The following is a 13,311-nucleotide window of genomic DNA, read 5'->3' as shown; positions in this document are numbered from 1 at the left end:
ACCGACCTCCGGGCTCCGCGTTGTCGGCTGCGGATGCGAGACTGGGCCGCACCATGAACGTCTCGCACCTGGGGCAGGCCACCCCGCCGCTGCGGCGGCTCTCCGAGCTGCGCGGCCCGGCGCCGCAGCGCAGCCTCGACGCCCGGGCCCTCGCCGCCCTCGCCGCCAATCCGGGGTGCCGCCGCCGCGCCCTGCTGGACGCCGCCGGCGTCGACAAGACCGCGCTCGCCCGGCAGTTGGGGCGTCCCGCGCCGTTCGGCCAGTCGCCGTTCGCGATCCGCCGCGGCCTGCAGTTCGAGTCCCGGCTGAAGCGGGACGGCTACGCGGTGCTGCTCGATCCGCTGCGCCGCCGGCTGGGCGTGGCGGCGGACGAGGCGTCCTCGCCCGCCGTGCCGGACCTGCTGCCCGCGGCGGCCCCGGCGGTCCGCGCGGAGCGGACGCTGGCGGCGCTCGCCGAGGCCGCGGCCGATCCGGCGGCCTGGACGCTGCTGGACCACCCGATGCTGCGGCTGGACGTGGCGGGCAGCCCGGCCTACCTGGAGCCGGACGCGCTGGTGGTGCACGCCGGGCGGTGCACCGTGGTGGAGATCAAGTCCTTCCCGGTGCTGGACGGTTCGGCCGATCCGGCGAACGTCGGCGCGGCGGCCCGGCAGGCCGCGGTGTACGTGCTGGCGCTGCAGGAGGCGGCGGCCCGGCTGGCCGGTCGCCCGCTGTCCGCCGATCCGTACGCCGTCCAGGAGCTGCCGGGGACACCGGAGTTGACGGTGCTGCTGGTCTGCCCGAAGGACTTCTCCGCGCAGCCGGTCGCCGTCCCGGTCGACGTGCGGCGCGAACTGGCGACCACCCGGCGGCAGTTGTCCCGGATGACCAGGGTCGAGCAGCTGCTCGCGGCGCTGCCCGAGGGGGTGACCTTCGACCTGGCCCGGGACGACACCGGCGCGCCGACCCGGCCGGTCGGGGAGCTGACGGAGGCGGTCGACGCGGTGCCCGCCGCGTACGCCCCGGAGTGCATCTCCACCTGCGAGCTGGGCTTCCACTGCCGGGCACAGGCGCGCTGCGCGGGCGCGGTGGAGCAGTTGGGCCGCGGGGTGCGCGGGGAGCTGGGCGCGCTGCGCACCGTCGAGGAGGCGCTGGCGGCGGCGGAGTCCGGGGCCGCGGCGGGCCTGGAGCCGGAGCTGGCGGCCGAGTTGGGGCTGGACGAGGCGTCCGAGCGGCTGGCGTACGCGGCCCGGTTGCGGGCCGAGGCGCTGGCGGCGGCGGGGGGCGCGCGGTGAGCCTGCTGTCCACGCTGGCCCGGTTGGAGGCGGTGCGGGCGCAGCGGGCGCAGCCGTTGGCGACGGTGCGGCACCGGCACCTGTCGGAGCGTCCGATGGTGCTGGTGCCGTTGGCGGCCGCGGGCGAGGCGGGGGCCCCGCTGGCGGTGCTGCTGGGCACCGACCGGGAGGCGCCCCGGCTGCACTTCGTGCCGCAGCCGCTGAACCGCACCCAGCGTTCGGAGTTCCTGGCCGCGGTGGCCCGGGACGTGGTGCCGTACCTGGAGTCGTTCGGGGACGAGGTGGAGCTGCTGGAGGGCTCCGAGAAGGACCCGGTGAGCGGCGAGAAGGTGCCGGTGGTGCGGGAGTTGTGCGCGGACGCGCCGCAGCTGGTCGTGCCGAACGCGGGGGGCGTGGCGCACCTGGCGCTGCTGGGCCGCTCCACCCGGTTCCGTCGCACGGCGCAGGACCCGGATCCGGGTGAGTACCCGGCGCCGACCGAAGTCCCGCTGCTGGGGCGCTGGTTGACGCACCTGACGGACCGGGCGCAGGTGCCGGGCTCCTCGATGCTGCTGACCGTGACCGGTCTGCTGGCGCGGCACTGGGCGACCGGACAGAGCAACCTGGAGGACCAGCACCTGGCGGCCCGGCTGGCCTGGCACCTGCCGCCGTCCGGGCTGGAGCCGGCCGCGACCGGGGCGGCGGCGGCCGAGTGGGTGGAGTCGGCGCGGGACGGCGACGGCCTGCTGCTGCACCCGCCGGCCGGTCCGACCACCGATCCGAAGTTCGACGAGCGGGTGCTGGCCCCGGCGATCCTGCGGCACGACGCGGCGGTCGCGGTGCGCGAGCGGGCCGAGGCCGCCCGGGACGGCGCGGAGTCCCGCCGGGCGGCGGCCCTGGTCGAGCAGGCGCGGGCCGAGCTGGCCCGGGTGCTGCGCGCGGCGACGCTGCCGACCTGGCACGACGTCTGGCGCGGCCTCGACCTGCTGCGGGCGCTGCCGGCGGCCGGGCACCTGCCGGAGCGCTGGGAGGGCGACCGCTGGTCGTTCACCATGCACCGGGACCGGGTGGCGGCGGGCGAGCCCCCGCAGCCGCGCCGGGACGACGCGGTGACGGCGGCCCGCAAGCTGGCCCAGCGCGAGCGCGAGCAGGCCAGGTTGGAGATCCAGGAGTCGCTGGACGACCCGCTGGCGATGGCGGAGCGCCGGCTGTCCGGCGAGGCGTTCGCCGGCGAGGTGGTGGACGTCGTCCCGGAGTGGTCGGCGGGCCGCTCCCCCAAGCCGCGCCCGCTGCTGGTGGTGCGCACCGACGACCGTCCGCACGCCGATCCGGGCCGCGAGGTGCACCGGGCGCACGCGGAGCCCGCCCAGCGGGCCGAGGTGGTCTCGGCCGCGCCGGGCGAGGTGGTGGTGCGGCTGCTGTCCGGGATGGGGCGCCGCCGGGAGCCGGAGCCGGGCAGCGTGCCGGAGCCGGGCACGGCCGTGGTGTTCACCCTGTTCGAGTTGGCGCCCCGGCAGTCCGCGCCGCTGCCGGACCCGGCGGACACGCCGTGGACGCACGGCGGCCCCCCGGTGGCCGTCGAGGAGGTGTCGGCCGGTGCGGACGAGTGGGAATGATCAGCGCATGGACCTTTCCGGAGCGCCGGTGACCGGCCGTCAGACCTCCTCCCCCGTCGCCGGGCCGGCCCCGGGCGAGGCCGCCGACCGGGCCGTCGCGGGCATCCTGGACGCCGTGGTGCGCCCGGTGCCGGGCGCGCCGCGCGGCGTGGTGGTGGACTCCCCGCCGGGCGCGGGCAAGTCGACGCTGGTGGTGCGGGCGGCCCGCGAACTGGTCGGCGCGGGCGAGCGGCTGATGATCGTCGCCCAGACCAACAGCCAGGTCGACGACCTGGTCGACCGGCTGGCGTCCAAGGCCCCCGGGATCACCGTCGGCCGGCTGCACGCGAGCGACGCGCGGCCCGCGCCGGAGGCGCTGCGGCACCCGAACGTCACCGCGAGGGACAAGGTCGCCGACCTGCTGGAGCAGGACGTGGTGATCTCCACCGCCGCGAAGTGGCAGTGGGTGCGGACCGAGCAGCCCTGGCGGCAGGCCATCGTGGACGAGGCGTACCAGATGCGTTCGGACGCGCTGCTGGCCGTCGCCCGGCTCTTCGAACGGGCGCTGTTCGTCGGCGACCCGGGCCAGCTCGACCCGTTCACCGTGGTCGGCACCGACCAGTGGGCGGGCCTGTCCTACGACCCGTCCTCCTCCGCGGTGGTCACCCTGCTGGCCCACAACCCGGCGATCCAGCCGCACCGCCTGCCGGTCTCCTGGCGGCTGCCCGCCTCGGCGGCGCCGCTGGTGTCCGCCGCGTTCTACCCGTACACGCCGTTCCGCTCCGGCACCGGCCCGGGCGACCGCACCCTGCGGCCGGGGCGGCGCGGGGACGGTTCGGCGGTGGACGCGGCGATCGACGAGGCGGCGAGCAGCGGCTGGGCGCTGCTGGAGCTGCCCGCCCGGCACACCGTCCGCACCGACGCCCAGGCGGTCGCCGCCGTCGCGGCCACCGTCCGCCGGCTGCTGGAGCGCGAGCTGACCGCGCACTCCGAGCAGGGCAGCGCCCCGCTCACCGCGGGCCGGGTCGCGGTGGGCACCGCGCACCGGGACCAGGCCGCCGCGGTGCGCGCCGAACTGGCCCGGCTCGGTGTCCCGGTCGACCCGGCGGCGGGCGAGGCGGTGACGGTCGACACGGCGAACCGGCTGCAGGGCCGCGAGTACGACGTCACGGTCGTGCTGCACCCGCTCTCCGGCCGCCCCGACGCCACCGCGTTCCACCTGGAGACCGGCCGGCTCTGCGTCCTGGCCTCCCGCCACCGGCACGCCTGCATCGTGGTCGCCCGGGCCGGCATCCCCGAACTGCTCGACGACCACCCGGCCACCGAGCCGGTCCAGCTCGGCGTGGCCGTCAAGTTCCCCGACGGCTGGGAGGCCAACCACGCGGTCCTCGCCCACCTCGCCCACCACCGCGTCCGGCTCTAGCCGCCGGGTGCCGCCGAGTGCCGCCGGGGGCGCGCGGAGCCACCCGTACGCCCCCGGCGGGGAATAGCGCCCGTGGCCGCACCGTTCCGGTTCTGGCGGTCCGCGCGCGACAATGGACGGCGGCCGTCTTTCCCCTTTCACCCCCGGAGGTGCCCCCGTCATGCCCGACTCGCATCCGCAGGCGTCCGACCAGGGCGGTTCGCCGACTCCGGCGGTCGTCCCGCCGGTGCCGGGGCCGGCCCGACGGATCCGTCCGGCTCAGCTGATCTTCGAGCCGGAGGGCGCGGCGCCCGAGCCGGAACGGTTCTTCGACCTGGAGTCGATCGACGACCCGTCCGAACTGCTGTCGCGTTCCACCGAGTTGGCCCTGGCGTTCCGGGCCGCGGCGGAGCGGGCGACGGACTTCCAGGCGCTGGCCGCCGCCCAGCTCGCCGATCCGCGCCGGTTCGACGCGCTCTCCGCGGAGCAGATCGCCGAGCGGGCGGACTGGACGCCGGACTACGCGGTGAAGATGGTCGAGTACGGCCGGTCGCTGCAGCGCCGCGGCCCGGAGGAGTAGGGCCCGTCCTCAGCCGCCGTCGGCTCCGCCAGGCCACTGGCATATGCGGCGGGCGATGGTACGCCCGGACCCCCGCCGCTGTCCGGCGAACGCCGTTTTCGGCGCGCCCGGCCGCGCCGCCGGGCCACCCTGGCCGGGTGGACATCTGGACCTATCAATCGGTGGAGTACGTCAGCGTCGCCGGGGAGGCGTGGCTCGCCTCCGCCAGCGAGTACCCGAGCAGCATGCGCGCGCTGTGGGAGGCCCGCCCGTGGGCGCCCGCGGTCCTGCCGTGCGGCCGGGTCTTCGACGTGATCAGCCTGCCGGCGGTGTTCGGCCGCCGGGTGCTGGACGAGCTGTGGACCTCGGGCCCGGGCTGCGGCCCGGTGGCGACGTACCGGGGCCGGACGCTGCTGTTCGTGCAGCCGGGGACGGCGGCCCGGCTGCGGACCCTGCTGGCCTGGGAGGAGTGGGCCCGGGACGTGCCGCCGCTGCTGTGCCACGGGCCGGGGGACGCGATCACGGTGCCGCCGGTGCAGCGGGCGATCGACGAGCCGGAGTCCTCGTCCAGCCGGTGGATCGTCGCGCCGGACACCGGCGAGCCCTGGCTGCCGGGGGCCTCGGTGGTGCTGTGGGCGTGCGTCCGGGCGGCGCGCGGCCGCACCCGGGAGGCGGGCGACCCGGGGTCGAACGCGCGCTGAACGGGGGGTGCCGTCCGGGCCGGAATCGATTTGAGCCCCGGCCCCGGCCGCTGCTAGAGTCTTCCACGTCAGCAGGCGCCGCTAGCTCAGTTGGTTAGAGCAGCTGACTCTTAATCAGCGGGTCCGGGGTTCGAGTCCCTGGCGGCGCACCGACAGCGAAAGGCCCCCCTTCACCGGGGGGCCTTTCGCGTTGCGCCGCACGCCCGGAGGGTGTGTAAAGGGCTGCTAATGTCCGGGTCATGGCGTCCGACGATCTTCACTCCGACTGGGCCGCCTGGCTCGACGCGGAGCTCGCCGAGGCCGAGGCGGCCGCCCTGCGCGCGCACCGGCGGGAGCGGCGCAGACGGGGTCTGGGCCGCGCGCTGGCCTGGACGGGCGCGGTGACGCTGGCGGCCGGCCTCGGCTTCGGACTGGTGTACACGGCGCAGCACGGCCCGGCCCCGCGCCCGGCGGTCTCCGCCTCGCCCAGCCCGGCCGGCTAGGCCCTGTCCGGCGGGCTAGCCCGACCCGGTCGGCCGGTCCGCCCCGTCGGCCGCGTCCGCCCGGTCCAGCAGGACGACCACCAGCCGGCGGGGCCCGTGGACGCCCTTGACCCGGATCATCTCGATGTCGGCGGTGGCCGACGGCCCGCTGACGAAGGTGAGCGGCCGGGCCGGGTCGAGCCGGGCGAGCGCGCCGGGCAGCGCGGAGCGCACCTGTTCGGCCCGGACCACGCACACGTGCAGGTCGGGCAGCAGGGTGGCGGCGCGGCGCCCCTGGGCGGGTCCGCCGTCGAGGACCAGGGTGCCGGAGTCGGCGACGGCGACCGCGCAGGCCGTCAGGACGGCGTCGGTGGCGTCGAGTTCGGCCTTCCCGAGCGGCGGCCGGTCGGTGCGCACCTCGCCGTCCCACCCGGCGGGCAGCCACCCGGCGGGCAGCCCGTCCGGGACGACGAGGCTGCGGGCGCCCTCGTCCGCGAGCGCCCGGGCGACGGCGGGGCCGGGGTCCTCGGCGCGCAGCACGGTGGCGCCGTACTCGGCGAGCCGTTCGGCGAACAGCGCGAGCACGGCGGTCCGGTCGTCGGGGTCGAGGCCGGGGGCGTGCCGGAGGTAGTCGCGGGGCGGTTCGGGGGCGGGCGGGACGGCGGCGGCGCGGATGCGGCGCAGGATCTCGTCCCGGGCGGTGCCGGTCATGCGTGTTCTCCTCGGTTCCGTGCGGCCTGCCGTCCGTCGGGCCCGCCCCGCCCGCCGGGTCCGCCCCGGCTGCCGCGCTCGTCCCGGCCACCGCGCTCGTCCCGACTGCCGCCCCCGCCCCGTCCGTCGGGCCCGTTCCGGCCGGCGCGCTCGTTCCGCTTCCACCAGCTGCGGAAGGACTCGCCGGGGATCTCGGGCAGCGCCCGGTTGTCGGTCCAGCCGCCGAGCGGGCCGGGCAGCGCGGTGCGCCGGGGCAGCAGCGGTCCGACCAGTCCGGCGCCCTTCACGGCGGCCTTCCACACCGCGGGGCGGGCCATCACCGCGCCGACGGTGTTCAGCGCGGCCCGTTCCACCGGGTGCCGTCCGCCGTCGGCGACCTGGGCGCGCAGGTCGAGCAGCACGTCGGTGAACCGGATCCGCACCGGGCAGACCTCGTTGCAGGCGCCGCACAGCGTGGAGGCGTACGGCAGGGAGGCGGTCTGCGCGTCGTCGAGGCCCTTGAGCAGCGGGTTGAGGATCGCGCCGATCGGCCCGGGGTAGACGGAGCCGTAGGCGTGGCCGCCGGTGCGCTCGTAGACGGGGCAGGTGTTCATGCAGGCGCCGCAGCGGATGCAGCGCAGGGCCTGCCGGCCGACCGGGTCGGCGAGGGCGCGGGTGCGGCCGTTGTCGACCAGGACGAGGTGGACGTCGCGCGGTCCGTCGCCGTCCGTGGTGCCGGTCCAGGTGCTGGTGTAGGGGGCCATCCGCTCGCCGGTGGCGTTGCGGGCCAGCAGTTGCAGGAAGACTTCGAGGTCCTGCCAGCCGGGGACGGTCTTCTCCAGGCCGACGACGGAGATCAGGGTGTCGGCGAGGGTGAGGCACATCCGGCCGTTGCCCTCGGACTCGACGACCACCAGGGTGCCGGTCTCGGCGACCACGAAGTTGGCGCCGGAGACGGCGACCTTGGCGCCGAGGAACTTCTCCCGCAGGTGCAGCCGGGCGGCTTCGGCGAGTTCGGCGGGGTCGTCGGTGAGCCCGTCGGGGGCGGGGCGGCCGTGCCGGCCCATCTCGCGGGCGAAGATGTCGCGGATCTCGCTGCGGTTGCGGTGCAGCGCGGGGACGACCACGTGCGAGGGCAGGTCGTCGCCGAGCTGGACGATGGCGGCGGCGAGGTCGGTCTCCCGGGCGTTGATCCCGGCGGCCTCCAGGGCGGCGTCGAGGCCGATCTCCTCGGTCAGCATCGACTTGACCTTGACGATCTCGCGCTCGCCGGTGGCTCTGACCAGGTCGGTGACGATCCGGTTGGCCTCGGCGGCGTCGCGGGCCCAGTGCACGGTGCCGCCGGCCGCGGTGACCTTCTCCTCGACCTGGAGCAGGTAACGCTCCAGGTCGGCCAGCACCCGGTCCTTGATCGCGGCGGCGCTGTCGCGCAGCTGCTCCCAGTCGGGGCGTTCGGCGGCCAGGACGGCCCGCTTGCCCCGGATGGTGCGGGTGGCGCGGCGGACGTTCTCCCGCAACTGCCGGTTGCCGACCTCGCGTTCGGCGGCCTCGGGGAACGCGGGCCAGCCCAGGAACGACCTCGTCATCGCACGGCCTCCGCCACCGGGACGCCGGGCAGCGGCCCGTCCTGGGCGGTGCGGGCCAGGATCTCCACCAGGTGCAGGGTGCGCACCCGGTGGCCGTCCCTGGTGAGCCGGCCGCCGATGTTCATCAGGCAGGAGTTGTCGACGGCGGCCAGCACGGGCGCCCCGGTCTCCAGGACGTGCCGGGCCTTGTCGCCGTTCATCGCGCCGGAGACCGCCGGGTTCTTCACCGAGAAGGTGCCGCCGAAGCCGCAGCACTCCTCCTGCGCGGGCAGTTCGACGAGGTCGATGCCGTCGACGGCGCGCAGCAGCCGGTAGGGCCGGTCGCCCAGCCGGGCGGCCCGCAGGCTGTGGCAGGTGGGGTGGTAGGTGACCCGGTGCGGGAAGTGCGCGCCGACGTCCTCGACGCCCAGCCGGTCGGTCAGGTACTCGGTCAACTCGACCACCCTGGGCGCGAGTTCGGCCACCTCCCGGGCCAACCCGGGGTCGCCGACGGCGGCCAGGGGGTACGCCTCGGCGGGCATCCCGGCGCAGGAGGCGGAGGGGACGACGATCTCCTCGTAGCCGCCGAAGGTGTCCACGAAGTGCCGGGCGAGCCGGGCGGTCTCCCGGCGGTAGCCGGTGTTGAAGTGCATCTGTCCGCAGCAGCTCTGGCCCGGCGGGAAGTCCGGCTCCACGCCCAGCCGGCGCAGCAGGGTGACGGCGGCGCGGCCGGTGCCGGGGAAGAGGGTGTCGTTCAGGCAGGTCACGAACAGGGCGGTCCGGGAGCGGGGGGCGTTCGGAGGCATGCCCGCATCATAGATGCAAGCTTAGATGCAAGCTAGCGGGCGTGGCAGAATGACGGCGTGAGCGACCCCGCCCTCCCCAGCGCCGACCCCGCCCGGCCCACCGCCGACCCCGCCCTCCCCACCGCCGACCGGGCCTACCGGCACGTCCGCACCCGCCTGCTGGACGGCAGCTGGCCCGGCGGCACGCTGCTCTCCGAGGGCGTCGTCGCCACCGAGCTCGGACTCTCCCGCACCCCCGTCCGCGAGGCGTTCCTGCGCCTGCAGTCCGAGGGCTTCCTGCGCCTGTACCCCAAGCGCGGCGCCCAGGTCGTCCCGATCGCCCCGGGCGAGGCCCGCGACGTCCTCGCCGCCCGGGTCCTGTTCGAGCACGCCGCCGTCGACACCCTGGCGGCCCGCGGCCCCACCGCGCTGGCGGCCGCCGCCGCGGAGCTGCTGGCCGCCTGCGAGCACCGCGACCCGCACCCCGTCGAGGCCGGCCGGCACTTCCACCTCACCCTGCTGCGCGCCGCCGGGAACCCCGTCCTGACCTCCCTCTACGAGACGCTCTGGGACCGGCAGGTGCGGATCTCCGCCACCGCGACGGCCTCCCCCGCGCACGCGGAGCGGGACCACGCCGAGCACCTGGCGCTGGCCCGCGCCCTGGCCGTCCCCGACCCGGCGCTGGCCCGCGAGCTGGTCACCGCGCACGCCGACTCCCTGCTGGCCCGGGTCACCTGAGGCACCCGAAGCCCGAGGCGCCCGAAGCCCGAGGCACCCCCCAGCACAGGGCACGCCAAGCCCGGAGCACGCGAAGCCCGGACACGCGAAGGGGACGGCCGGAACTCCCGACCGTCCCCCGCTCCCCCGCCGGGCCCGAAGGGGCCTACTCCCGGCCGCGCAGCTCGCGGTACCGGCCGACCAGGTGGGCGGTGGAGGCGTCCAGCGCCTCGGTGCCCTCGCCGGTGAGCAGCACGGGCTCGATCTTCTTGGCGAGCACCTTGCCGAGTTCGACGCCCCACTGGTCGAAGGAGTCGATGTCCCACACCGCGCCCTGGACGAACACCTTGTGCTCGTAGAGGGCGATCAGCTGGCCGAGGACGTGCGGGGTCAGCTCGGGGGCCAGGATGGTGGTGGTCGGGTGGTTGCCGCGGAAGGTCTTGTGCGGCACGAGTTCGGCGGGCACGCCCTCCGCGGCGACCTCCTCGGCGGTCTTGCCGAAGGCCAGCGCCTGGGTCTGGGCGAAGAAGTTGGCCATCAGCAGGTCGTGCTGGGCGACCAGACCGGGCTGGAGGTCGGCGACGGGCCGGGCGAAGCCGAGGAAGTCGGCGGGGATGACCTTGGTGCCCTGGTGCAGCAGCTGGTAGTACGCGTGCTGGCCGTTGGTGCCGGGGGTGCCCCAGACCACCGGGCCGGTCTGCCAGGAGACCGGGTTGCCCTCGCGGTCCACGGACTTGCCGTTGGACTCCATGTCGAGCTGCTGGAGGTACGCGGTGAACTTCGACAGGTAGTGCGAGTACGGGAGCACGGCGTGCGACTGGGCGTCGAAGAACGCGCCGTACCAGACGCCGAGCAGGCCCAGCAGCAGCGGGACGTTCTCCTCCGCGGGGGCGGTGCGGAAGTGCTCGTCGACCAGGTGGAAGCCGGCCAGCATCTCGCCGAACCGCTCCGCGCCGATGGCGATCATCAGCGAGAGGCCGATCGCGGAGTCGAAGGAGTAGCGGCCGCCCACCCAGTCCCAGAACTCGAACATGTTGGCGGTGTCGATGCCGAAGTCGGCGACGCCCTGGGCGTTGGTGGAGAGCGCCACGAAGTGCTTGGCGACGGCCTCCTCGCCGGCGCCGAGCCGCTCCAGCAGCCAGTCGCGGGCGGCGACCGCGTTGGTGACCGTCTCGATGGTGGTGAAGGTCTTGGAGGCGACGACGAACAGCGTCTCGGCGGCGTCCAGGTCGCGGACCGCCTCGTGCAGGTCGGCGCCGTCGACGTTGGAGACGAAACGGACCGTCAGGTCGCGGTCGGTGTAGGAGCGCAGCACCTCGTAGGCCATCGCGGGGCCGAGGTCGGAGCCGCCGATGCCGATGTTGACGACGTTGCGGATCCGCTTGCCGGTGTGGCCGGTCCACTCGCCGGAGCGCACCCGGTCGGAGAAGGCCGCCATCTTGTCGAGGACGGCGTGCACGGCGGGCACCACGTTCTCGCCGTCGACCTCGACGACGGCGCCGCGCGGGGCGCGCAGCGCGGTGTGCAGGACGGCGCGGTGCTCGGTGTTGTTGATCTTCTCGCCGCGGAACATCGCGTCGCGCAGCTCGGCGACGCCGGTGGCGGCGGCCAGTTCGCGCAGCAGGTCCAGGGTGCGGTCGGTGACCAGGTGCTTCGAGTAGTCGACGAAGAGGTCGCCGACCTGCAGGGTGTAGCGCGTGCCGCGGTCGGGGTCGGCGGCGAACAGCTCGCGCAGGTGCTGTTCGCCCAGCTCTGCCCGGTGCTTCCCCAGCGCGGCCCACTGCGGGGTGCGGTCCAACGGGGTCCGGCCGTTGGCGGGGGTGTCCGACATCGGTTGCTCCTAGCGTCGTCGGGTGCAGATACCGGCTGGTTCCGGCGGGAGGGTGGCGCCGGGCCCGGCGGGTACGGGTGCCGGCGCCGTCGACGGCCTCGCCCGCCTCCAACCCTATGCCCTGGATGCGGCCGGGCAGTGCTGCACCGCGAGTGGTCGACGGGACGTCACTTCCGGGCCGACTGGAGGTCGAGCGCGCGCAGCACCCGGTCGGCGACCTCGGGGTCGGCGCCGGCCTCGCCGCGGGCGACCAGCACCTCGCGGCGGGAGGCGGCGATCATCTCCTGCTCGATCGCGAACGCCTGCCGCCACTGCTTGCCGCGGCGCTTGGCCTCCAGCGCCTCCTCCTCCTCGTACTTCTCCGGGCAGAGCCGGGCGAGGCGGTCGTGCTGGCGCTCGCGCAGGCGCTCGGTGATCTCGGGCGGGAGCTGGTCCTCCTCCTCCAGCTCGGCGAGCCGGTGCAGCCCGGCCCTGGCGGCGCGCCACCACAGCTCCCGGACGGCCCGCTCGTGCTCGTCGCCGGTGTCGTCGATGCGCAGCAGCTTGACCACGTACGGCAGGGTGAGGCCCTGCACCACCAGGGTGAACAGGACGACGCTGAACGCGATGAAGACGATCTCGCTGCGGGCCGGGAAGTCCAGCCCGTTGTGCAGGGTGAGCGGGATGCCGAGGGCGAGGGCGACGGTGGCCACCCCGCGCATGCCGGACCACCACAGGACGACGGTCTCCCGCCAGCTGATCGGGGTGTCCTCCTCGCCGTGGGTGACCCGGCGGGAGAGCCAGGCGGCGGGCAGCAGCCAGAGCAGGCGCAGCACCACGACGACGGCGATGACGGTCGCGGTGTCGCCGATCATGGTGTGCCAGGTGTCCCGGACGTCCTGCAGGACGGTGGACAGCTCCAGGCCGATCAGGCCGAACGCGACGCCGGTGATCAGGGTCTCGACGATCTCCCAGAACGCGTTGCCGACCAGCCGGTAGGAGACCTCGTCGGCGTCGGAGGCCCGGTCGGCGAGGTAGAGCGCGCAGACCACCACGGCCAGCACGCCGGAGCCGTGCGCCTCCTCGGCCAGGGTGTACGCGGCGAACGGGACGAGCAGGTTGAGCGCGACCTGCTGGGTCGGGTCCTCCAGGAACCCGGCGATCTTGGCGTTCAGCCAGCCGAGCCCGATGCCGACGGCCACCGCGACCACGGCGGACAGCAGGAAGCGCTCCGCGGCCCGGCCCACCGACAGGTCGCCGTCGACCACGGCCTCGACGGCCAGCGAGTAGATCACGATCGCGGTGACGTCGTTGAACAGGCCCTCGCTCTCCAGCACCGCCGTCAGCCGGCGCGGCAGCCCGACCTCGCCGGCCACCGCGACGGCCGCGACCGGGTCGGGCGGCGAGACCAGCGCGCCCAGCGCGACCGCGGCGGCCAGCGGCGCGGCGGGCACCAGCCAGCTGAACACCCCGGCCACCGCGGTGGTGGTCACCACCACCAGGGCGACGGCCAGCAGCAGGATCGAGCGGATGTTCGCCTTGAAGTACCGCACCGAGGAGCGTCGGGCCACCGCGAAGATCAGCGGCGGCAGCACCAGCGGCAGGATGAACTCGGGGTTGATCTGGATGTTGGGGATCTGCGGGATCAGCGCGAAGGCCAGGCCGACCAGCGTCATCAGCACCGGCTGCGGAATCCTGGTCCGGCGCGCCAGCGGCATCGTCACCACCGAGGCGAGCAGCACCAGGAAGAGCAGGGTCAGCTGGCCCACGGTG

Annotated in this window: 11 protein-coding genes, 1 tRNA gene and 1 pseudogene; 8 read left to right on the top strand and 5 right to left on the bottom strand. The window is 75.5% G+C overall.

The genetic code is table 11. The annotated features are described in order from the left end of the window. Positions 1-53 precede the first annotated feature (53 nt). From ACIQVD_RS28275 to ACIQVD_RS28245, 7 genes and pseudogenes are all read left to right on the top strand, one after another. On the top strand, positions 54-1,274 hold the full coding sequence (locus tag ACIQVD_RS28275) for a hypothetical protein (protein WP_402292082.1): 1,221 nt from the start codon (positions 54-56) through the stop codon (positions 1,272-1,274). Continuing rightward, a complete protein-coding gene (locus ACIQVD_RS28270) occupies positions 1,271-2,869 on the top strand; it encodes a hypothetical protein (protein WP_400680026.1) in 1,599 nt (532 codons plus the stop codon). The genes ACIQVD_RS28275 and ACIQVD_RS28270 overlap by 4 nt, the downstream gene beginning before the upstream one ends. A gap of 7 nt (positions 2,870-2,876) precedes the next feature. After that, the gene (locus ACIQVD_RS28265) at positions 2,877-4,271 is read left to right on the top strand and encodes an AAA family ATPase (RefSeq protein WP_402292081.1); all 1,395 of its coding nucleotides are present in this window, start codon (positions 2,877-2,879) and stop codon (positions 4,269-4,271) included. Between the two features lie 160 nt (positions 4,272-4,431). Beyond that, positions 4,432-4,830 carry a hypothetical protein gene (locus ACIQVD_RS28260; protein WP_402292080.1) on the top strand — a complete coding sequence of 133 codons (399 nt, stop codon included), beginning with the start codon at positions 4,432-4,434 and terminating at the stop codon, positions 4,828-4,830. Between the two features lie 116 nt (positions 4,831-4,946). Further along, positions 4,947-5,510 (top strand): annotated as a pseudogene (locus ACIQVD_RS28255) (bifunctional DNA primase/polymerase); the annotation flags it as partial. A gap of 75 nt (positions 5,511-5,585) precedes the next feature. Next, positions 5,586-5,659: transfer RNA gene (locus ACIQVD_RS28250), tRNA-Lys, on the top strand. 90 nt (positions 5,660-5,749) lie between these two features. Next, a complete protein-coding gene (locus ACIQVD_RS28245; protein ID WP_400680034.1) occupies positions 5,750-5,992 on the top strand; it encodes a hypothetical protein in 243 nt (80 codons plus the stop codon). A gap of 15 nt (positions 5,993-6,007) precedes the next feature. Here ACIQVD_RS28245 and ACIQVD_RS28240 read toward each other — a convergent pair whose 3' ends face one another. From ACIQVD_RS28240 to ACIQVD_RS28230, 3 genes are read right to left on the bottom strand one after another with little or no spacing between them, the layout of a single operon-like run. Beyond that, positions 6,008-6,682, bottom strand: coding sequence for a lactate utilization protein C (locus tag ACIQVD_RS28240; RefSeq protein WP_402292079.1), 675 nt, complete (start codon positions 6,680-6,682; stop codon positions 6,008-6,010). After that, entirely contained in the window at positions 6,679-8,247 is a 1,569-nt protein-coding gene (locus ACIQVD_RS28235; RefSeq protein ID WP_402292078.1) for a LutB/LldF family L-lactate oxidation iron-sulfur protein, read from the bottom strand. Before ACIQVD_RS28235 ends, ACIQVD_RS28240 begins: the two co-directional genes overlap by 4 nt. Beyond that, positions 8,244-9,032, bottom strand: a complete 789-nt coding sequence (locus tag ACIQVD_RS28230; RefSeq protein ID WP_400680043.1) for a (Fe-S)-binding protein — start codon at positions 9,030-9,032, stop codon at positions 8,244-8,246. Before ACIQVD_RS28230 ends, ACIQVD_RS28235 begins: the two co-directional genes overlap by 4 nt. Before the next feature lie 57 nt (positions 9,033-9,089). Between ACIQVD_RS28230 and ACIQVD_RS28225 the strand changes: the two genes are divergently transcribed. Then, the gene (locus ACIQVD_RS28225; protein WP_402292077.1) at positions 9,090-9,749 is read left to right on the top strand and encodes a GntR family transcriptional regulator; all 660 of its coding nucleotides are present in this window, start codon (positions 9,090-9,092) and stop codon (positions 9,747-9,749) included. 145 nt (positions 9,750-9,894) lie between these two features. Here ACIQVD_RS28225 and pgi read toward each other — a convergent pair whose 3' ends face one another. Both pgi and ACIQVD_RS28215 read right to left on the bottom strand, forming a co-directional pair. After that, the gene (gene pgi, locus ACIQVD_RS28220; protein WP_400680049.1) at positions 9,895-11,559 is read right to left on the bottom strand and encodes a glucose-6-phosphate isomerase; all 1,665 of its coding nucleotides are present in this window, start codon (positions 11,557-11,559) and stop codon (positions 9,895-9,897) included. Positions 11,560-11,726: 167 nt separating this feature from the next. Continuing rightward, positions 11,727-13,307, bottom strand: coding sequence for a Na+/H+ antiporter (locus ACIQVD_RS28215; RefSeq protein ID WP_400680052.1), 1,581 nt, complete (start codon positions 13,305-13,307; stop codon positions 11,727-11,729). Between the last annotated feature and the right edge of the window lie 4 nt (positions 13,308-13,311).

The sequence above is a fragment of the Kitasatospora sp. NPDC090308 genome, from assembly GCF_044769485.1.
Classification (GTDB): domain Bacteria; phylum Actinomycetota; class Actinomycetes; order Streptomycetales; family Streptomycetaceae; genus Kitasatospora; species Kitasatospora fiedleri.
This window is presented reverse-complemented; position numbering and strand designations above follow the sequence as displayed.

Bases quoted from the DNA above. Each gene is read 5' to 3' on its own strand.
- ACIQVD_RS28260 (WP_402292080.1), top strand. From the start codon at position 4,432: ATGCCCGACTCGCATCCGCAGGCGTCCGACCAGGGCGGTTCGCCGACT.
- pgi (WP_400680049.1), bottom strand. From the start codon at position 11,559: ATGTCGGACACCCCCGCCAACGGCCGGACCCCGTTGGACCGCACCCCG.
- ACIQVD_RS28235 (WP_402292078.1), bottom strand. From the start codon at position 8,247: ATGACGAGGTCGTTCCTGGGCTGGCCCGCGTTCCCCGAGGCCGCCGAA.
- ACIQVD_RS28265 (WP_402292081.1), top strand. From the start codon at position 2,877: ATGGACCTTTCCGGAGCGCCGGTGACCGGCCGTCAGACCTCCTCCCCC.
- ACIQVD_RS28230 (WP_400680043.1), bottom strand. From the start codon at position 9,032: ATGCCTCCGAACGCCCCCCGCTCCCGGACCGCCCTGTTCGTGACCTGC.
- ACIQVD_RS28245 (WP_400680034.1), top strand. From the start codon at position 5,750: ATGGCGTCCGACGATCTTCACTCCGACTGGGCCGCCTGGCTCGACGCG.
- ACIQVD_RS28275 (WP_402292082.1), top strand. From the start codon at position 54: ATGAACGTCTCGCACCTGGGGCAGGCCACCCCGCCGCTGCGGCGGCTC.
- ACIQVD_RS28240 (WP_402292079.1), bottom strand. From the start codon at position 6,682: ATGACCGGCACCGCCCGGGACGAGATCCTGCGCCGCATCCGCGCCGCC.